The 18,299-nt window shown below is 37.7% G+C and carries 21 protein-coding genes and 1 tRNA gene; 10 read left to right on the top strand and 12 right to left on the bottom strand.

Annotation, left to right across the window (positions count from 1 at the left end):
* Positions 1-61: 61 nt before the first annotated feature.
* The 8 genes from eno to CVT17_RS08245 form a co-directional block, all read right to left on the bottom strand.
* Positions 62-1,312 (bottom strand): phosphopyruvate hydratase, encoded by a 1,251-nt coding sequence (gene eno / locus CVT17_RS08280; RefSeq protein WP_107858945.1) that lies wholly within the window; start codon positions 1,310-1,312, stop codon positions 62-64.
* Positions 1,312-2,409, bottom strand: coding sequence for a recombinase RecA (recA, locus tag CVT17_RS08275; protein ID WP_087577896.1), 1,098 nt, complete (start codon positions 2,407-2,409; stop codon positions 1,312-1,314). The genes eno and recA overlap by 1 nt, the downstream gene beginning before the upstream one ends.
* Positions 2,410-2,471: 62 nt before the next feature.
* Positions 2,472-2,960 (bottom strand): addiction module antitoxin, encoded by a 489-nt coding sequence (locus tag CVT17_RS08270; RefSeq protein ID WP_107858946.1) that lies wholly within the window; start codon positions 2,958-2,960, stop codon positions 2,472-2,474.
* Between the two features lie 8 nt (positions 2,961-2,968).
* Positions 2,969-3,766 carry a UDP-N-acetylmuramate dehydrogenase gene (locus CVT17_RS08265; protein WP_087577894.1) on the bottom strand — a complete coding sequence of 266 codons (798 nt, stop codon included), beginning with the start codon at positions 3,764-3,766 and terminating at the stop codon, positions 2,969-2,971.
* Positions 3,763-4,032, bottom strand: a complete 270-nt coding sequence (gene fliQ / locus CVT17_RS08260) for a flagellar biosynthesis protein FliQ (protein ID WP_223154533.1) — start codon at positions 4,030-4,032, stop codon at positions 3,763-3,765. Before fliQ ends, CVT17_RS08265 begins: the two co-directional genes overlap by 4 nt.
* Positions 4,029-4,844 carry a menaquinone biosynthesis family protein gene (locus tag CVT17_RS08255; protein ID WP_230853333.1) on the bottom strand — a complete coding sequence of 272 codons (816 nt, stop codon included), beginning with the start codon at positions 4,842-4,844 and terminating at the stop codon, positions 4,029-4,031. The genes fliQ and CVT17_RS08255 overlap by 4 nt, the downstream gene beginning before the upstream one ends.
* 112 nt (positions 4,845-4,956) lie before the next feature.
* Positions 4,957-5,454, bottom strand: a complete 498-nt coding sequence (locus tag CVT17_RS08250) for a chemotaxis protein (RefSeq protein ID WP_107770568.1) — start codon at positions 5,452-5,454, stop codon at positions 4,957-4,959.
* An 8-nt stretch (positions 5,455-5,462) separates the two neighbouring features.
* Positions 5,463-6,551 (bottom strand): nicotinate phosphoribosyltransferase, encoded by a 1,089-nt coding sequence (locus CVT17_RS08245; protein ID WP_107770569.1) that lies wholly within the window; start codon positions 6,549-6,551, stop codon positions 5,463-5,465.
* A 124-nt stretch (positions 6,552-6,675) separates the two neighbouring features.
* Here CVT17_RS08245 and modA (CVT17_RS08240) point away from each other — a divergent pair, with 124 nt between their 5' ends.
* Both modA (CVT17_RS08240) and CVT17_RS08235 read left to right on the top strand, forming a co-directional pair.
* Positions 6,676-7,374, top strand: coding sequence for a molybdate ABC transporter substrate-binding protein (gene modA / locus CVT17_RS08240; protein ID WP_107858947.1), 699 nt, complete (start codon positions 6,676-6,678; stop codon positions 7,372-7,374).
* Positions 7,375-7,382: 8 nt separating this feature from the next.
* Positions 7,383-8,042, top strand: coding sequence for a molybdate ABC transporter permease subunit (locus CVT17_RS08235; RefSeq protein ID WP_107770571.1), 660 nt, complete (start codon positions 7,383-7,385; stop codon positions 8,040-8,042).
* Positions 8,043-8,048: 6 nt separating this feature from the next.
* Here CVT17_RS08235 and CVT17_RS08230 read toward each other — a convergent pair.
* Positions 8,049-8,146, bottom strand: a tRNA-Sec gene (locus tag CVT17_RS08230).
* A 75-nt stretch (positions 8,147-8,221) separates the two neighbouring features.
* Between CVT17_RS08230 and CVT17_RS08225 the strand changes: the two genes are divergently transcribed.
* Complete coding sequence (locus CVT17_RS08225) at positions 8,222-8,797, top strand: BON domain-containing protein (protein ID WP_107858948.1); 576 nt, start codon at positions 8,222-8,224, stop codon at positions 8,795-8,797.
* Positions 8,798-8,804: 7 nt separating this feature from the next.
* Here the strand turns inward: CVT17_RS08225 and CVT17_RS08220 are convergent, their stop codons facing one another.
* Genes CVT17_RS08220 through CVT17_RS08210 form a run of 3 tightly spaced genes read right to left on the bottom strand, consistent with a single transcriptional unit; the run spans position 8,805 to position 12,564 of the window.
* The gene (locus CVT17_RS08220) at positions 8,805-11,249 is read right to left on the bottom strand and encodes an efflux RND transporter permease subunit (RefSeq protein WP_107858949.1); all 2,445 of its coding nucleotides are present in this window, start codon (positions 11,247-11,249) and stop codon (positions 8,805-8,807) included.
* Positions 11,249-11,851: an ABC transporter substrate-binding protein gene (locus tag CVT17_RS08215; RefSeq protein ID WP_107858950.1), complete on the bottom strand. Its 603-nt coding sequence runs from the start codon at positions 11,849-11,851 to the stop codon at positions 11,249-11,251. Before CVT17_RS08215 ends, CVT17_RS08220 begins: the two co-directional genes overlap by 1 nt.
* Before the next feature lie 2 nt (positions 11,852-11,853).
* Positions 11,854-12,564, bottom strand: coding sequence for an MlaA family lipoprotein (locus CVT17_RS08210; protein WP_103588304.1), 711 nt, complete (start codon positions 12,562-12,564; stop codon positions 11,854-11,856).
* Positions 12,565-12,729: 165 nt separating this feature from the next.
* Between CVT17_RS08210 and CVT17_RS08205 the strand changes: the two genes are divergently transcribed.
* Genes CVT17_RS08205 through CVT17_RS08175 form a run of 7 tightly spaced genes read left to right on the top strand, consistent with a single transcriptional unit; the run spans position 12,730 to position 18,299 of the window.
* On the top strand, positions 12,730-13,512 hold the full coding sequence (locus tag CVT17_RS08205) for a TOBE domain-containing protein (RefSeq protein WP_103583155.1): 783 nt from the start codon (positions 12,730-12,732) through the stop codon (positions 13,510-13,512).
* A complete protein-coding gene (modA, locus tag CVT17_RS08200) occupies positions 13,513-14,268 on the top strand; it encodes a molybdate ABC transporter substrate-binding protein (protein ID WP_107858951.1) in 756 nt (251 codons plus the stop codon).
* On the top strand, positions 14,265-14,660 hold the full coding sequence (locus tag CVT17_RS08195) for a TOBE domain-containing protein (RefSeq protein ID WP_107793245.1): 396 nt from the start codon (positions 14,265-14,267) through the stop codon (positions 14,658-14,660). Before modA (CVT17_RS08200) ends, CVT17_RS08195 begins: the two co-directional genes overlap by 4 nt.
* Positions 14,657-15,514, top strand: coding sequence for a sulfate/molybdate ABC transporter ATP-binding protein (locus CVT17_RS08190; protein ID WP_107858952.1), 858 nt, complete (start codon positions 14,657-14,659; stop codon positions 15,512-15,514). Before CVT17_RS08195 ends, CVT17_RS08190 begins: the two co-directional genes overlap by 4 nt.
* The gene (modB, locus tag CVT17_RS08185; protein ID WP_107770578.1) at positions 15,511-16,188 is read left to right on the top strand and encodes a molybdate ABC transporter permease subunit; all 678 of its coding nucleotides are present in this window, start codon (positions 15,511-15,513) and stop codon (positions 16,186-16,188) included. Before CVT17_RS08190 ends, modB begins: the two co-directional genes overlap by 4 nt.
* Before the next feature lie 48 nt (positions 16,189-16,236).
* A complete protein-coding gene (locus CVT17_RS08180; RefSeq protein WP_085658673.1) occupies positions 16,237-16,734 on the top strand; it encodes a redoxin family protein in 498 nt (165 codons plus the stop codon).
* An 8-nt stretch (positions 16,735-16,742) separates the two neighbouring features.
* Entirely contained in the window at positions 16,743-18,299 is a 1,557-nt protein-coding gene (locus CVT17_RS08175; RefSeq protein ID WP_107858953.1) for a class I SAM-dependent methyltransferase, read from the top strand.

The following is an 18,299-nucleotide window of genomic DNA, read 5'->3' as shown; positions in this document are numbered from 1 at the left end:
ATGTATTTTAAAATTTTATGAAATATGCCATCGGTGTTGCCATATTCGTCTAAAATTTCGCTCAAATATTATCCCCCAAAAACTCTCCAGCCTCAAGCTCGATCTCGAGCAAGCGGTTATATTTCGCGTTGCGCTCGCTTCTTGAAGTGGCACCTGTCTTTATCTCGCCAGTATTTAGTGCGACTGCAAAGTCAGCGATGAATGCATCTTCGCTCTCACCGCTTCTGTGGCTCATTATGCAGCGATATCCGTTTCTTTGAGCAAGGCGGACAGTTTGCATGGTTTGTGTGACTGAGCCTATTTGATTTGGCTTAATTAATATTGCATTTGCGATCTTTTTCTCGATACCTTCGCGTAAAATTTTCTCATTTGTGACAAAAAGATCGTCGCCTACTAGCTGCACTTTGCTGCCAAGCCTTTTTGTAAGCTCAGCCCAACCACTCCAGTCATCCTCGCTAAGGCCATCTTCGATAGAAAATATCGGATATTTTTCACAAAGTTTTTCGTAGTAGCTAATGAGCTCGTCGCTGCTAAATTTCTTGCCTTCAAGCTCGTATTTGCCGTCTTTATAAAGCTCACTTGAAGCGACGTCAAGGGCTAGCTTTATCTGGCTACCTAGCTCATATCCAGCCTCTTTTACAGCTTGTGAGATCAGTTTTAGTGGCTCTTCATTGTCTTTTAAATTTGGAGCAAAACCGCCCTCGTCGCCGACAGCCGTGCTGTGTCCGACTGCGTTTAGGATAGATTTTAGCTTGTGATAAATTTCAGTTGCAGCTCTTAGTGCCTCGCTAAATGTGCTAAAGCCAAATGGCATGATCATAAATTCTTGAAAATCAACGCTGTTATTTGCGTGTGCGCCGCCATTTATGATGTTAAACATCGGTACTGGCAAGATGCTAGCGTTTGCACCGCCAAGGTAGTGATAAAGCGGGATATTTAGGCTCTTTGCAGCTGCGCGAGCTACTGCCATAGATACGCCTAGAACTGCGTTTGCGCCTAAATTTGAGTAGTTGTGCGTGCCATCAAGCTCAAGCATCTCAGCATCGACTGCTTTTTGGTTGTAAGCATCAAGTCCTATCACCGCTTCTGCGATCTTTTCATTTACGTTTGAAACAGCCTTTAAAACGCCTTTGCCAGCATATCTCTCGTCTTTGTCGCGAAGCTCGAGCGCCTCACGCTTGCCAGTGCTTGCGCCGCTTGGTACGATCGCGCTTGCCTCGGTTCCGTCGCTTAGTCTAACTGTAGCACGAACTGTTGGGTTGCCTCTGCTGTCTAAAACCTCGTGAGCTTCTACATCTTCAATAAATACCATTATTCATCTCCTGCTTCGTTTGTGTCGTCGTCTTCGTCTTTTGCGCCGCTGCTTATTAGGTGATCGATCCCCATTGAGCCTTTGATCGCCGCTACTATCTCATCAGAAATTTCTGGGTGCTCTTTTAGATAGGCTTTGGCGTTTTCTCTACCTTGACCTAGTTTTTCGGCCTTGTAGCTAAACCACGCGCCTGATTTGTCGATAATGTCGAGCTTTACGCCATAGTCGATGATCTCGCCCTCTTTGCTCACACCCTCGCCAAACATGATGTCAAATTCAGCCACTTTAAATGGAGGCGCGACCTTGTTTTTAACGACTTTTGCTTTTGTGCGGTTGCCGATAGGCTCGTCGTTTTGTTTAAGTGTGGCTATCTTTCTAACGTCTATTCTTACAGATGAGTAAAATTTAAGCGCGTTACCGCCAGTCGTGGTCTCTGGCGTGCCATATCCCATCATACCGATCTTCATACGAATTTGGTTGATGAAGATAACAGTTGTCTTCATCTTACTTAAAATTCCAGTTAGCTTTCTAAGTGCCTGACTCATTAGTCTTGCTTGCAGGCCAACGTGCTGATCGCCCATATCGCCGTCTATCTCGCTCTTTGGAGTAAGAGCTGCGACGCTATCAACTACGATAAGATCGATCGCACCGCTTCTTGCAAGTGTCTCAACGATCTCAAGTGCCTGCTCGCCAAAGTCAGGCTGAGAGACGTAGAGGTTGTCGGTATTTACACCTAAATTTGAAGCGTATTTTACGTCTAGTGCGTGCTCTGCATCGACAAATGCACAAATTCCGCCAGCTTTTTGCGCTTCAGCGATGATGTGAAGTGTGAGCGTGGTCTTACCAGAGCTTTCTGGTCCATAGATCTCAACGATCCTGCCTTTTGGAACGCCGCCTATGCCAAGAGCCAGGTCAAGTCCTAGCGAGCCAGTCGGTATCGACTCGATCGCCTCAACCTCTTTATCGCCAAGCCTTAAAAGCGTGCCTTTACCAAAAGCTTTATCGATCTGCTTTAGCGCAAGCTCGAGCGCCTTTTTCTTGTCCGCTTCGCTCTCTGGGATAGCTATCTTTTTGTCACTATCTTTTTCTTTTGCCATTTTTTACCTTATAGTTGAAATTTGGCTTGATTTTATCTAAAAAGAGATGAATTTTACTTGATTTACTTGCAAATTATAATATTTTCGCCAAGCAGTGCAGCGCTATCAATAAGAGCAAAAAGATGCTCTTTTTCAAACAAAAATCCATAAATTTGATCTTCGTTTTTTAGTATCGCAAAATTTAGCGGCTCTACAAGCGAGCTAGCACAAAGTGTAAGAAAGGCTTCATCGATATTATTTTGTGAAATTTGGGGTTTGGTTTTGAAATTCTCATCTTTTATAAAAGAGATAAATTCCTCTTGCGAGGTAGATTTATTAAATTTAAAAATTAGTTTTTCTTTTAAGGCTTCAGCCAAAATTTCATCAAATTTAACTAGATCGATGTGATTTTGAACACCTAAAATTTTGGCAAAATTTAGCAAGTTTTTATCATAACTAGCCACATTTTTCTCATGCTCGCTTTGCGCCTTTTTAGCCCTATAAATGGCGTAAAACCCAATAGCTATAAATAAAAATGAAAGGGTAAAAACTTCGCTCAAAAACTCACTCATCATCATCCTTATAAAATGCAAACTTCAGTCTTAAGCTCTACGCCAAATTTCTCTAAAACTCTAGCTCTAGCCAAATTTATAAGGTTAGTGGCGTCCTCAAAGCTTGCGTGGTTAAAATTTATCAAAAAATTCGCGTGCTCTTCGCTAAATTTCGCTCCGCCGATAGCGTATCCTTTTAGCCCGACCGCCTCAAGCAAAGCCCCTGCAAAGTGCCCCTCTGGATTTACAAAGCAGCTACCAAAGCTAGCTCCTTTTGGTTGATTTGCCCTTTTTGCGCTTATAGCTTCAGATATGCTTGCGTCAAAGCCGCTATGAAGATCAAATTTAGCCCCCAAAATGGCCTCATCTATGCCACTGTGGCGGTAGCTAAAACTTATCTCATCTTTGCTCACCCAGCCACGAGCCAGACGCACATGTGTGAGGTTGTCGCTTATGCTAAATTTAAGCAGTCCAGCGTTCATTTTTATAAGTCCGCCAAGTGTGCCTGGGATATTTTTTAAAAACTCAAGGTGAGCGATGTTATTTTGTTTGCAGAAGTTATAAATTTTGGCTGATTTTGTCGCAGCACCTATCTCAAGGTAAATTTTTTCATCACAAATTTCTAAATTTATATAGTCAAAACTTTTGCCGAGCATCGCCATTTTTGGGGGATTTGGCGAGATAAGAAGGTTATTGCCTCCGCCTATCATCACAGCGCCTAAAAAGTAAGGTGAGCTTAGATCTTCAAGGCTAGTTACCTCAAAAACTTCATGCACGCCGCCTATCCTAACCGAGGTAAATTTAGAAAAATCAACAAGCCTCGTCACTGGATAAATTCCGGTATAAACTCAAACATGCGAGTGGTAAATTCAACCATCATCGAGATCATCCAAGGCATCAAAAATATGATAACAACGACGACTAGCAAAATTTTTGGCACAAAGCTTAGCGTGGTTTCGTTTATCTGTGTGGTCGCTTGAAAAATGGAGATGATAAGACCTGCGATTAGGCCGCTTAGCAGCATCGGAAGGCTGATGTAAAGGGCGATCTTAAAGGTTTCAACTCCAAGCGAGACAAGCGTACTTTGCATCAACTAAACCTTGCTTCGTTGTATTCAGTTGGGATTAGGTAGTCGTTTACGTCGATTGGCTTTTCAAAAAAGCCTTTGTCATAGCCTATTTGATAGAGCTTATTTAGCGCTTTTAGCTGCGTTTCGTTCATGCTTATTGACTCGTCGTTTGCGTATAAATTTAGATACGTTTTAAGTTCCTCTTTGCCAACTCTAATAAGATTTCGCTCCATTAGCATGTGAGATAAAAATGGCTTGTGCGAAGTGGCGATCCTGACAGCTTCGCTGAGCACTCTCTCGCACTCGATAGCATCGGTTATGGGCAGGCTTCGTCTAAGCGCCATACCACCAAGTGGAAGTGGTAAATTTTCGCCGTTTAGCTCGCTCCAGATATCCCAAATTTCACGCTCTACGCAGAGCTGGTCTGAGAAATTTAAGATACTTTCATGTATTAGCACGCCAGCATCGACCTCGCCACTAAGCACAGCATTTTCGATCTCAAGAAAATTTTTATAAACGATCCTTGCCTCTGGGTAGGCTATGCGAAAGAGCAGGGCATTTGTCGTGTTTTTGCCAGAGAGTGCGACCTTAAAATTTCGCTTTAGCTGCTTACCTTTTAGCTTGATAAGCTTTGGGCCATATCCATTGCCAAAGCTCACCGCACAGCGTAAAAGCGCATACTCGTCGCAAATTTTTGGATAGAGTGCAAAGCTGATCGCTGTGGCTTCATAAGTGCCTTTTAGCGCCTCTTCGTTTAGCGTTTCTATATCAAGCGCCTTTGATGTAAAGGCTAAATTTTTACTGCTAACCCAGCCAAATTTGACCGCAGCATACATGAAAATATCGTCAGCATCCGGCGAGTGAGCGACATTTATATTCTTGAAATTTTGCAAAGACGATCCTTTTTTTGATTATGCCATTTTAATGAAATTTATTTAAAATAAAGTTTTAAGGGCGGTTTTTAAACGATTTTACCAGCTTTGCCTCTTTGAAATTTAGCACGTATTTCACGTCTATGGCGCCTTTAGCCTCTTTTCTTCGAGCGAAGATTGTCGAGTAAAACGGATGCTTAAGTTCAAGCATCTTAAGCAGTTTTTGATCGCTGTCTTCTTTTTTTATATTTTCAACGATTATTGTCGTTAAAAATTTGCCCTCAAACTCGTAAAATGGCCACACTATTGCGCCAGCATCGCTTGTTTTAAAGTCATTTATTTTAGATTTTTTAGGGATATTTAGCATCGAGATGATCTTTTTGTGAGGAATTTCTGCGTTTTGCACAGAGATCACCTTTACAAGCAGGTCTTTTTTGACGCCAAGTCCATTTTTGCTAAAACGATAAACTCCGTCTTCAAAGATGCCAACCTTTTCAAAGGCGTTAGCGTAGTTTGCGGCGGTGCAAACGGTTAGAAAAAGCGCTAGAAACGTTAAAATTTTTATAAATTTCATCTTTTCTCTTAAAATTTCACTCTCTTTAGCCTATCTGAGGCAAAATTTTTCCTACCAAATTTTGCCTCATCTTTGCCGTTTAGCTCGACTAGATCACCAGTAAAGCCACAAATGTCATTTTTAACAAGATAACTTCCCACGCCATAAGTATCAACTGGCGTGTTATAAGCTTCAAATTCTTTTATAATCTTAGGACTAAAGCCTGAGCTAACGACGATTTTAACGTATTTAAAGCCAGCTTTATCAAGCGTCTCTCTTAGAGCAAATATAAGCTCCTTGCAAACGCCATGTGGGTCAAACCCGCTAGTATCCTTATCATCAAAATATTTATCAATCAAATTTTTACTAGTATCGACTCTAACCGCGCCAAGCCTCTCTTTTAATGCGTTTGCAGCCTTTAATGCATCTGTGATCACGTCGTTATTATAGTCCACTAAGGCCGTGATCTTCTCATTTTCGAAGGTCTTAGCATAAATTTCCGAGGCTTTTACTATATCTCCACCGCACATTTGAATAAGCGCATGAGGCATGGTGCCACCACCTTTTAGCCCAGTAAGTTCGCCCTGAGCATCTGTGGCGACCTTTTTGATGCCGCCTACAAATGATGCATAGCCGTCGCCTGGTTGCGTGCAGATGTCATCTTGCCTATCCGCCATGCTAAAAACGTCTTTGCCGTTTGCCGCTCTTATCACATCTCTTGAATTTGTCGCCACGCAGCTTCTTCTAGTAAGCGTCGCATCGATCACATTTTCTAAAAAGCCAAAATTTTCATACTTGCCACTTATCTTTAAAACTGGCTCGTTTGCATTTATGATATCGCCATCATTAAGTGCGTAAATTTCAAGCTCACTTGGATTTTTGGCAAATTTATTGATGACGGCTAAAACCTCGTCAATGCCGCAAAGCACGATATCATCGCGCCTTTGGAAAAACTGCATCGTCACGTGCTGATCAGGCAGGTTTTGCTTAATTATCTCATTTACTTTTAGAAAATATTTCGCAGTAAAGTAGCCCTCGCCGATCCTTGGATCTAACTTAAAAGTATTGTCTGTTAGCCTATCTATCTTGCCTTGCATCTTTAGCTCAAGTTCGTTCATATCTGTCCTTTTTTATCGTGATTATAGCATTTTGGTAGAAAAGTGAAAATTATAAAAATATATTTTAAGAATGTATAAGAGTATATTTTATAAAATCTTGAAATTTTACTTTTAAAGGAAAAATATGAAAAAGTTTTTACTTCTAATGGCCGCAATTTTTGCATTTGGCAATGAAAATTTGCTAGTAAGTGCGGGTGGCGGATATAAAAAGATAGTTGAAGCAGTCGCGCAAAATCTCAAAAAAGATGGCGTAAATATCGACACCTCTTTTGCAAACATCACAGCTATCATGGCTCAGGCAAAAGAGGGCAAAACTGACGTGATCGTGGGCGATGAAGACTTTTTGAAAAAGTCTGATCTAAAGATCGCTGAATACGTAAATTTAGGCTCAGGTGCCTTGGTGCTGGCTACTAAAAAAGGTGTAAAAATAGAAAAAGTTGAAGAGCTAAAAGCGCTTTCTAAGATCGCTATACCAGATGCTGTAAAGACAGTTTATGGTAAAAGAGCGAATGAATTTATGCAAAAAGCAAATTTAAGTGGCGAGCTAAAGGATAAAATTTTAGCAGTTGCTGGTGTGCCACAAGTCGTTACTTATATATTAAACGGCGAAGTTGATACTGGATTCATCAACCAAACTGAACTAAATGCACACAAAGATGAATTTGGTAGTTTTGTCTTGATAGACAAATCGCTTTACGCTCCAGCAAACATTGTAGCTGCGAAGCTTGAAGGATGCGATAAAAAGGCTGATTGTGAGAAATTTATAAATGAGCTAAAAAGCGAGAGATCAAAAGAAATTTACACTAAATTTGGCATAAGATAAGGCTAAGCTTGCAAGAGCTCTCTTGGCTATTTGATCCTCTGGTTTTAAGCATAAAGGTCGTTTTATGCCAAGGGGCTTTGCTTATTATTTTTGGGCTGGCTTTGGCTTATTATTTAGCTTTTAGTAAGGCTAAATTTAGAGCTATTTTAGAGATGATCGTAACTTTTCCTCTCATCTTTCCACCCATTGCGACTGGATTTTTACTACTTTATCTGCTTGGCAAAAATGGCATCGTCGGCAAGGCTTTAAATTTAGAAATTATTTTTAGTTTTAAGGCTCTTGTTTTAGCTGCTTTTATAGCTTCGTTGCCACTATTTGTAAAGCCTGTCGCTTCTGCTCTTGGCTCACTTCCAAAAAGCCTAAGTGAAGCAGCATATAGCCTTGGAAAAGATAAATTTCAAACAGCTATTTTTGTGCTCTTCCCATGTGTTGCAAAAAGCGTAGCAGCGGCTTTTATCTTAGCGATCTCGCGTGGGCTTGGCGAGGTTGGCATAACACTTATACTTGGTGGAAATATAATAGGAAAGACCGACACTATCTCTCTTGCCATTTATAATGCCGTATACGATGGCAAAAGCGATGAAGCACTAGTTTTAAGCCTTGTTTTGGTTGTATTAAGCTTTATTTTGTTTGGGATTATAAATTTGCTTGATAAAAGTAAAATTTAAAGTGAATGGCGAGAGGATGAGAGAATCGAACTCCCCACCAGACGGTCAACCGCCCAGTCATCGGGTTTGAAGCCCGTGAGCATCACCAGATTACTTTATCCTCCGTGTGCGTTATTTTAGCAGATTTAGATAAATTTTAGCCCATTTTCTATAAACTTTTTGAAATTACAAAAGGATTTCTGATTTTAAAATTTAGCGTTTTTGCATTTTTGGCTCTATTTTTTTGCTCTTGCTCTTCAGTACTAACCCCAGCAACTGCGCCGCTAAATGTATATGATGCATACTCTATTTCACGTGATAAACGTGGTATTTACTCGATCACAAGAGATAAATTTATACAAAGCAAATTGCAAAGCAAAATTTTGTTTTCAAAAGGACTTAGCAATATCGATATCGAGATAGAGGTTTTTTACGGAGATGCTTATCTGATCGGACTTGTTGATAGTAAAGAGCTTGAAGATAAGCTAGTAGAACTAGCCAAAAGTACAGATGGTGTGCGAAAAATTTATACCTATCTTCGTACCAAGAAGCCAGAATATCCATGCGATAGTCTAAAAATTCTTGCAAACTTAAAGCAAAATCTTTTTAAAGATAGTATAGTTGAGGGCACAAATATACGTGTTAGCATCGTTGGCTGTGATGTTGTATTTAGTGGCGTAGTTGATAGCATTGAGCAAGAAAAACATGCTATTTGGTACGCTAAACACATTGACGGCGTGGCCGATGTCTACTCATTCATCAAAGTCATCAAATAAATTTAGCTTAAATATCGCGCTTTTTTACAAAGCTTGCAATGAGGCTTGGTAAGATGATTAGTGCGCCAAGAAGCATAAATACCATAACAAGATCGGTTAGTAAGCCAAAATATATGGTCGGGATAAAGTTACTGGTTATCATCACACTAAAACCAAGAAAAATAGTGAATGATGTGTAATACATCGCATATCCGATGCTTGCGTGTGCGACTTTAATGCTCTCAAAAACACTTTTTGTAAGCATTTCTTCTTTAAAGCGGTGGATATAGTGAATGATATCATCAACACCGATACCAATGCTAATGGCTGTGATCGTGATACTCATCACATCAAGCGGAATACCAAAAAATCCCATCACGCCAAAGAGCGTGCAAAGCGGGATTAAATTTGAAACTATCGCAATGGTTGCTAGCTTTATGCTTCTAAAAATAAAGCAAAATATGACAAAAAGTATAGCGACAGTTAGTCCAAAAGTATCAACTTGTGAGCTAAGTAAATTTTGAAGCATATTATTATAAAGCACCATCATGCCGGCCACTTCTATGCTTACATTGTCATTTTTAGTAAGCTGTGCTAGCCCTTCTCTAAGCTCTTTTAGAAATAAATTTCGTCTAAGCTCGGAGTCGCTATCGACGATCCTTATACTAAATCTAAGCTCATCATCTTCAACGCTTACATAAGGACTTAATAAGATATTTTTATAATTTTGTGGTAATTTCTCATACATCGCAGCTAATAAAAAATCATCACTCGCACCGTTATTTAGCTCTTTTATGGCTTTTATAAGGGTTGCTAGCGAGCTTACATGTCCGACAAATTTTTGCTCTTTTAAATAGTCGTGAATCTTCTCAGCAACCCTTGTGTGATAGCTATTAAACCAGTATTTTGCATCCTTAGCGTTGCTTTCAAACTCATTTTCAAACTCATCTTGCTCGGCATTTTTTTCTTGTTTTTGCTCTTTAAATTTCACTATCACATCAACTGGTATCGTGCCGCCAAGCTTGGTATCAATGACTTGCATTCCTTGGCGAATTTCTGTGCTTTCTTTAAAGTAGCTAATGAAGCTATTTTCAACCTTTATCTTGCTGATACCATAAACACCAAAGCAGACAACTAGAGCGCAAACTACGTAAATAATCTTTCTTGAGTTTAGAGCCAAATTCGCGCAGTATTTTGTAAATTTAAAGCTATTTTCAAAGGTTCTAATGGGAGCTAATTTATTTAAATTTACATTTATCGCACCAAATAGCAAAAATGCAAGCACAAGTGAAACGCTAATGCCAGCACTCATCATAATGCCAAGCATGATAACTGGCTTTATATCGGCACTCATTAGTGAGCTAAAGCCAATGACTGTCGTAAATATCGCCCAAAAAGATGGAGAAAATTTGTCACGAAGTGTCAGATAGATGAGCTGATTTTGGCTGTATTTTGGATGTCTTGCGTAAAATTCTCTGTAGCTAACGACTAGGTGGATGACTGTTGAGATGGTGATGATGAGCTGAAGTGCGATGTAGTTTGAGCTAATGACCGTCACTTCCCAGCCAAACATACCAAAAATCCCAGTCGTAAAAATGGCACTTACCGCGCAGATAAACATCGGCAAGACGATCCATCTAACCTGCCTGAAAAATAGCCACAAACTAAAGCTAAGAAGAGCAAGTACGCTTAAGCCATAGACTAAAAGATCGCTCTTTATAAAGCCTATCATATCATCAGCGATCATATTTGCACCGCCTAAGAATAGCTCGTCATTTGCGTTAAATTTAGCTATGGTTGCTTTTATGGCCTCAAGGTTTTTGTGATCGCTCTTTCTAAGCTCATCTCGGTAGGCTTTAAACTCATAGGCAAGAGCCTCTAGCTTAAGTCGCTCAGCTTGTGTGATAGTGCCGTTTGACTCTTTTTGGCTAAGTAAATTTCTCTCATTTACAAGCTCATTAAATTTCTCATCTTGTTTTAAATTTAGAGCAATCGCTGTTGTTTTTAGATCTTTGCTTATCAAATTTCCGCTGTAAATCGGACTTTTGGCAAACTCAAACTTTGCTTTTGAGATATTTATATCTTTATCACTTAGCGTTGGAGTGTGATCTAAGATGCCAGTAATCCCGCCTTTTACACTATTTAAAAGCGGAATATTTATTATAGAGATGACGCTATTTACCATATCGTTTTTAGCTAGTTCATCGCCTAAATTTTTGATAAGTTCTAAATTTTTAGATGAAAAAAGATCATCTTTTGGAGTAAAAGCGACCACTAAAAATCCGGGTGAGTCGTAGCGTTTGGCTATCTCTCTATAAGCTTTTAAGTCAGGATCATGCTCAAGCAGTAGCGTTTCAGCTGATGCATCGACGCTAAGCTTGGTGCTAAGATAGCCAAAAACTACGCTTAAAGCTAAAATCAGAGCAATAATAAGCTTGTTTTTAGCAATGATAAATTTAAAAATTTGTCGCATTAAGGGTTAGTTTTATTTTGATCAGGCAAAACAGCTTCGTTTAGCTTTTGTAAAAGAGTATTAAAATCAGCGTTATTTAGCACATCACCAAACTGACTTCTGTATGTTTGAATGATGCTTACACCAACGATATCAAGATCGTAAATGAGCCAACCACGCTCTTTAGCGTCATAAAATTTATAGACAAATTCGTAGCTCTTGCCATCATTTATAAGCTCAGATGTGAGCCAGTACCTATTTTTTTGTGGTTCACTCTCGCCAGTTATATGTATCTCTTGATCTTTGTACCCTAAAAGTTTATCTATGTATGAGCTTTTTAGTTTTTGCTCAAATGCTGCGTCAAACTTAACCTGCTCATCGCTATTTAAGCTGTTGTAACGTTTACCAAGGCTTATCTTTGCCATTTGCTTATAGTCAAAAAATGGATCAAGAAGAGCAAAAATTTCTTTTGTTTTTGCATTATTGTCTAAATTTGTATCTTTTAAAATTTCAATAACCTTTGTTGTTTTCATCTCTACTTCAGGCTTGATCTGCTCTTTTGAAATAGCAAAAAGGCTAGTTGTAAAAAGTAAAATCATAGTTAGAATTTTTAAAATTTTCATATTTACTCCTTGATAAGCTTGTCGCGTCTTTGCTCGTAAGCATCGCGTAAAAATGGATAAAGATCAATAGCATCTTTTCTTAGTTTTTCATAAGCAGTTGGATCTTGTGAAAAGCTATTAAACGCTCTATATGACTTGATGCCAGTGGATAAAAGTATAGGATCAACGTAGCTAATAGGATCAGCAAAATAATCTCCAACCATGCCACCAGTATCTCTTAAATTTGATGGTCCAATAAGTGGCCAGACTATATGAAAACCGCTGCCAAGTCCCCAATATCCAAGCGTTTGTCCAAAATCTTCATCGTGAGCTTTGAGATTGTAGTATTTTGCTCCGTCTGTTAGTCCGCCAAAACCTATTATCGTATTTGCTAAAAATCTCAATGTCTCTTCGCCAGCATTTTGGAATTTAAACTGAAGTAAGTTATTTACAAAGCGAACTGGGAAAAGCAGATTATCAAAGAAATTTGAAACCATTGTTCTAGCTGTTTTTGGCACAACATAGGCATAGCCTTTTGCCACCGGAGTTAGCATATTTACATAGATAAAGTCATTTGCATGTGTCATCATTCTATTGTAGCCACTAAGCGGGTCAAAAACATCTTTTCTTGCTTCAAATTCAACATCAAATTCATCGCTTTCACTATTCGTATTTATATCCGTATTAGCACAGGCTAAAAGCAAACTAAAAAAGATAGAAAGCAAAAATTTCATACTAAGCCTTATTTTTATTTGTAAAATGTAGCTCGATTTTATCTTTTAAAAACTTTACAAGAAATTAAGAGAAATTTATAAATTGGCTTAAATCTTTAAGCTTAAGGATTAATATAATTAGATATACTTCACAAATTATTCTCTAATATAGTAAAGGTAAAAATTTTGAAAGCAGATATAAATTTAGAACTATTTTTAGGCGAAGATACACAGGTTTTAGCTAAACATATTACATTATTAAAGGCCATAAAAGAGACAAAAAGTATCACAAAAGCAGCAGAATTGGTTGGTATATCATACAAAAATGCTTGGGACTGCCTTGATACGATAAATAACAAAAGTAGTAAGCCCCTTATCATTAGGGCTGATGGAAATAAGAAAAATAGTGGCTCCGAGCTAAGCGAGTATGCCAATAAACTGATAAAAATTTATGATGCTATTCTTGAGACTCAAAAGGATTTTTTGCAAAAAATTTGTCAAAAAGTAGATTTTGAGGATGTAGACATTATAAATCTTCAAAGAATGAATATGAACTTAAGTGCTAGAAATCAGCTCTCATGTGAGATTATTAGCATAAACCGCGGTGCGGTAAATTCTCAAATAGTCGCAAAACTAAGTAATGGCTGCACGCTTGAGTCAAACATCACGGTTGAAAGTGAGAAAAATTTAGGCCTAAAAGTTGGGCAAAAAGTTATTTATATTTTTAAAGCTCCAGCTGTTATTTTGGCTAGGGATCTAGATATAAAAATAAGCACAAAAAATCAATTAAAAGGCGAGGTGATCGAAGCAAAGATAGGTGCTGTAAACGCTGAAATTACTTTAAAACTAAGCGATGAGCAGACTTTAACTGCTATCATCACAAAAGATAGTGCGATGGATATGCAAATAGGTGTTGGCGATACACTTTTAGCAATAGTAAAATCATCACAAATCATTATAGGAGTTTAAATGAAAAAAGTTTTTAAATTTTTATGTGTGGCGGCTTTGCTTGTCATAAACGCATTTGGCGCTGAAGTAAATGTATATGCTGCAGCAAACACAACATACGCATTTCCAGAGCTTATAAAAGAGTTTAATAAGCTTCATCCAGATGCCAAAATCAACCTAACTCTTGGTGCAAGTGGTGGCCTTGTTACACAGATACAAAACTCGGCTCCAGCAGATATATTCATGGCTGCTGATATGGGCTTTGCGCAAAAAGCTTATGACACAGGTTTTGCAAGCACCGAACCAAAAGTTTATGCACAAGGCGCTGTTGCTATTTTTTCTATTAGAAATGTTGATTTCAAAAAAGGTATTGAGGTTGTTCGTGGCCTAAAAGCGATCTCTATCGCAAATCCACAAACTGCACCATACGGCAAAGCTAGTATAGAGGCTCTTAAAAACGCAAAACTTTATGACGAAGTAGAAAAAAATATCGTCTATGCTCAAAAAATTTCTGAAACTCTATCTCAAGCATTAAGTGCTTCTGATGTAGGTTTTATCGCTGCTAGCGCACTTTTTGATGAGAAAATGTCAAAATACAAAGAGGGCGTTAATTACATCTTTGTTCCACAAGAGCTATACACTCCGATCGATCAAGGCATAGTTCTTCTAAAACATGCTGAAAAAAATGATGATGCAAAAGCATTTTATGAGTTTATCTTAGGTGATAAATCAAGAGAAATTTTCAAGAAATTTGGTTATAACGTTCCAGCTAAATGATAAGAGCAAAGATCGTTGGGATTTTAACTAAAGATGACGTTAGCTTATTTGAGCTAAAGGGTCTAAATTTAGAGGCAAATTTATTTATGCTAGTTTTGAATGAGGCTAGCAAATTCGCCTTAGATGATGAGATTGACTTAGGTTTTAAAAGCTCCGATGTTATCTTGTCAAAAGACAAACTAAGTAATAGCTCGCTTGAAAACGAGCTAAAATGCGTGATTGAAGCTATAAATTTTGGTGAAATTTTAAGTGTTGTTAGCTTAAAGTGTGGCGAAATTTACTTTGAAGCTATTATCTCAAATCACGCATTAAAAACTATGAACATAGGTGAAAACGATGAAGTCTTTGCCTATATAAAATCTACAAGCATTCACATAAGTACTCAAAAATGATAGAAATTTCTTGTAAAAAAGAGCTAAATGGCGGTGGCAGAAAATTTTTACTTGAGGCAGACCTTAGCTTTGAAAATGGCGATTTTGTTGCACTTTATGGAGCAAGCGGTGGCGGAAAGACTACTATTTTACGCTTGATCGCTGGCTTTGAAGCACCACAAAGTGGCTTTATAAAGGTTGGAGATAAAATTTTCTTTGATGAAAAGACAAATTTGGCTCCACAAAAGCGAAATATTGGCTTTTTATTTCAAGACTATGCACTTTTTGAAAATATGAATGTCTTTAAAAATTTACTCTTTGCAAAAAATGATCTAGCTCTAGCGAACAAGCTTCTTGATATTTGCGGCCTAACAAGTCTAAAAAATGCAAAAATTAGCACTCTTTCTGGCGGTCAAAAGCAACGCGTTGCTTTGGCTCGTGCGGTTATGAGAAAGCCTGAAATTTTACTACTTGATGAGCCGTTAAGTGCGCTTGATAATGCTATGCGTGAGAAACTTCAAGACTATTTACTAGCACTTCATGATGAGTTTAAGATGAGCATTATTTTAGTAAGCCATGATATCGCTGAAATTTATAAGCTTTGCAATAAAGTCTTTGTCCTTGAAAACGGCAAAATTTCAAGATCAGGTAGCGCAAGTGAGATATTTTTAAAGAGTGCAGGATCGCAGAAATTTGCCTTTAACGCTAAAATTTTAGAGATAAAAAAACGTGATGCTATTTACGTGGCAAATGTATTAATAAACCGTCAAATTTGTGAAGTGGTGCTAAGTAGCAGCGAAGCAATGAATCTAAAAGTAGGCGATATGGTAGTAGTTAGCACAAAAGCATTTAGCGTAAATTTGGAAAAAGCATGATAGACGAGTTAAAAAGTATCGATTACGAGCCGTTTTGGCTCTCGTTAAAACTATCTTTTATAACTACTTTTATCTTGTTCTTTGCCTGCATTGCACTTGCTTATTTTATGTCGCAGAAAAAATTTTTTGGCAAGTCGTTTTTAGAGTCGGTAATCTCACTGCCCTTGGTCTTGCCACCAAGTGTTCTTGGCTTTTATCTACTCATTTTTCTTTCGCCTTATTCGGCCTTTGGTAAATTTATTGAAGAAATTTTTGGAGTTAGGCTTGTTTTTAACTTCACAGGCCTTGTTGTGGCAAGTTGTATCTATTCATTGCCATTTATGTTTGGGCCGATTTATGCTGGGCTAAATAGCCTAAAAAAGAGCCTTTTTGAAGCGAGCTATAGTCTTGGTAAAAATAAACTCACGACTATTTTTAGGGTGATTTTGCCAAGTATCAGATCAAATTTATTAACAGCCACTGTCGTTAGTTTTGCTCACACTATGGGTGAGTTTGGTGTTGTTTTAATGATAGGCGGTAGCGTAGCTGGAGAGAGCAAGGTTGCGAGCATTGCGATATTTGAAGCGGTTGAAATGCTTGATTACACCAAGGCTCATATCTATGCACTTTTGATGCTAATAATTAGCTTTTTTGTTCTTTTCGTAGTTTATCTTTTAAATTCTAAAAAAGCTTAAGACAAAGCTTATAAAGATATAATAGTAAAAAATTTTAAAGGATGAAGTATGATAAAAGTGCCTACAAGTATATATTTAAATACCTTAGACGGTAAGGAATTTGATTTTTCCGCCTTTGCAAGAACGCATGACTGCGTTATTTTTATCTACCCAAAGATAGGCGAGGACTTTAGTCTTTTAAGTGAGCAACTACAAAATACACCTGGTATGAAGGGCTGCACCAAACAAGCGATAAACTACAAGAAATTTTTAAAAGATTTTAACGATCTTGGTTTCATGGTAGTGGCCATTAGCTCACAAGATATCGCAGCTCAAAAGAAATTTCAAGAAGAGACTTCAACTGGTGTTATGTTTCTAAACGATAGTGAGTTTATGCTTGAGAGGGCGCTTGAGCTTCCAGTTTTTTCTGCATCAAATGGACATAAATTTTACTTTAGGCAAACACTTATCATTAAAGATGGCAAGATAAGGCGCGCATATATAGTGGATGATCCTGAGAATGATGCTAAAAATATGCTAGAAAAAATCAAAGAAAAAGACTACTAGGAGCTAAAATGAGCCAAAATAGCAAAATCGAAAAGTCTTATGACGAGCTAACTTATAAATCAATAGCTTTTGCCCAGTCATCGCCATATAGGCTTGAAGCTTGTGCGACACTTCTTGGCATAACTCCACCGCCATGTGAAAATGCAAGAGTTTTAGAGATAGGATGTAGCTTTGGCGGAAATTTGATCCCATTTGCAGTAAATAACAAAAACGCAAAAGTAGTTGGCATAGACCTCAGTGGAGAGCAGATAAGGCGTGGACAAGAGATCGTTAAAGAGATGGGGCTTACAAATTTAGAGCTTATACATGGCGATATTTGCGAATTTAACAGTGATGAAAAATTTGACTATATCATTGCTCATGGCGTTTTTAGCTGGGTACCTGACTTTGTAAAAGAAGCTATATTAAAAGTTGTAAGAGAGAATTTAAGCACGAACGGCGTGGCATTTATCTCTTATAATGTTTATCCTGGCTGGAAAGTAAAAGATATCGTAAGAGATATAATGCTACTTGCCGCAAAGGATAAAGAGAGCATGCAAGAGAGGTTAAAAGCAGCCAAAGAAGCACTTTTAGTCTATAAAGAATATTTACTAACAAGAGATGAAGAAATTTATGAAGGGAAGATACCTCTTAAGATGCTTCTTTTTGTAACAGAACATGTGCTCTCAAAAGATGACTTTTACATAGCTCATGAGTTTTTAGAATACACAAATGATCCATTTTATTTTAAAGATTTTAATGCCAAGCTTGCCAAAAATGAGCTTACTTATCTTTGTGAATATACGCTTGATGATATTTTTACCCCAGATGTTGGCACAGCCGTAGTAGATGAATACAAAAATAACAAGTTTAAGGACAGAATCGATCTAGAGCAATTCATGGATATGATTAGCAACAAAGTATTTAGACAAAGCCTAATAGTCCATAGTAAAACTTATGAGAGCATAGCCAATAAACAAATAGGCCCAAGCGATATCAATAAAATTCACGTTGTGGCAGATTTTATAAAGAAAGATAACCAGTGGCAAGATAGTTATGGCGCTATGCCACAAGATATATCATGGCTTTGCGAGGTCTTTTATAAGATGTATCCAGCCAGCATAAACCTTTCTCAGATTTTAGAAATTTTGCCAGAAGATAAGCTCATGGTTTATAGCGCCTTTGTAAGAATTTTAACAAACTCGTCTGATGCAATGATTTTAAAAGATGAGCAAAAAAATATCGAGTATAGGCCTGGACATTCAAGGCTAAGTCAAAATTTAATAAATTATGTAAGATATTTTTTAAATCATAAAAATAATGCCGATGTTGTTTTTGCTAATAAATTTAGTATCTCAAGAAAGCTTAACAATATCGATTATTACATACTTTTGTTACTTGATGGTAAAAATAGCTTAGAAGATGTCGCAGCAAAAACCTTAAAATTTATCAAAGAGAACAATGAAGATGTATTTGATATAAATGGCAAAGTGCTTAAAAAAGATAAAGTCGCAGCAAATATAATGAGCTACGTGCTAGGCACAGCAAAAATAGCTAGTCTGCTTTATCTACTAGAAGAAATTTAA

Source organism: Campylobacter concisus (assembly GCF_003048775.2).
Lineage (GTDB): Bacteria > Campylobacterota > Campylobacteria > Campylobacterales > Campylobacteraceae > Campylobacter_A > Campylobacter_A concisus_I.
Note: the sequence above shows the minus strand (reverse complement) of the source record. Positions and strands in the feature narration are given on the sequence as shown.

Excerpts from the sequence above, each read along its gene's own strand:
- CVT17_RS08175 (WP_107858953.1), top strand. The coding sequence starts at position 16,743 with ATGAGCCAAAATAGCAAAATCGAAAAGTCTTATGACGAGCTAACTTAT.
- CVT17_RS08250 (WP_107770568.1), bottom strand. The coding sequence starts at position 5,454 with ATGAAATTTATAAAAATTTTAACGTTTCTAGCGCTTTTTCTAACCGTT.
- modA (WP_107858947.1), top strand. The coding sequence starts at position 6,676 with ATGAAAAAGTTTTTACTTCTAATGGCCGCAATTTTTGCATTTGGCAAT.
- eno (WP_107858945.1), bottom strand. The coding sequence starts at position 1,312 with ATGGTATTTATTGAAGATGTAGAAGCTCACGAGGTTTTAGACAGCAGA.
- CVT17_RS08210 (WP_103588304.1), bottom strand. The coding sequence starts at position 12,564 with ATGAAATTTTTGCTTTCTATCTTTTTTAGTTTGCTTTTAGCCTGTGCT.
- CVT17_RS08270 (WP_107858946.1), bottom strand. The coding sequence starts at position 2,960 with ATGAGTGAGTTTTTGAGCGAAGTTTTTACCCTTTCATTTTTATTTATA.
- CVT17_RS08195 (WP_107793245.1), top strand. The coding sequence starts at position 14,265 with ATGATAAGAGCAAAGATCGTTGGGATTTTAACTAAAGATGACGTTAGC.
- CVT17_RS08180 (WP_085658673.1), top strand. The coding sequence starts at position 16,237 with ATGATAAAAGTGCCTACAAGTATATATTTAAATACCTTAGACGGTAAG.
- modB (WP_107770578.1), top strand. The coding sequence starts at position 15,511 with ATGATAGACGAGTTAAAAAGTATCGATTACGAGCCGTTTTGGCTCTCG.
- CVT17_RS08215 (WP_107858950.1), bottom strand. The coding sequence starts at position 11,851 with ATGAAAATTTTAAAAATTCTAACTATGATTTTACTTTTTACAACTAGC.
- recA (WP_087577896.1), bottom strand. The coding sequence starts at position 2,409 with ATGGCAAAAGAAAAAGATAGTGACAAAAAGATAGCTATCCCAGAGAGC.
- CVT17_RS08220 (WP_107858949.1), bottom strand. The coding sequence starts at position 11,249 with ATGCGACAAATTTTTAAATTTATCATTGCTAAAAACAAGCTTATTATT.
- CVT17_RS08255 (WP_230853333.1), bottom strand. The coding sequence starts at position 4,844 with ATGTATGCTGCGGTCAAATTTGGCTGGGTTAGCAGTAAAAATTTAGCC.
- CVT17_RS08245 (WP_107770569.1), bottom strand. The coding sequence starts at position 6,551 with ATGAACGAACTTGAGCTAAAGATGCAAGGCAAGATAGATAGGCTAACA.
- modA (WP_107858951.1), top strand. The coding sequence starts at position 13,513 with ATGAAAAAAGTTTTTAAATTTTTATGTGTGGCGGCTTTGCTTGTCATA.
- CVT17_RS08190 (WP_107858952.1), top strand. The coding sequence starts at position 14,657 with ATGATAGAAATTTCTTGTAAAAAAGAGCTAAATGGCGGTGGCAGAAAA.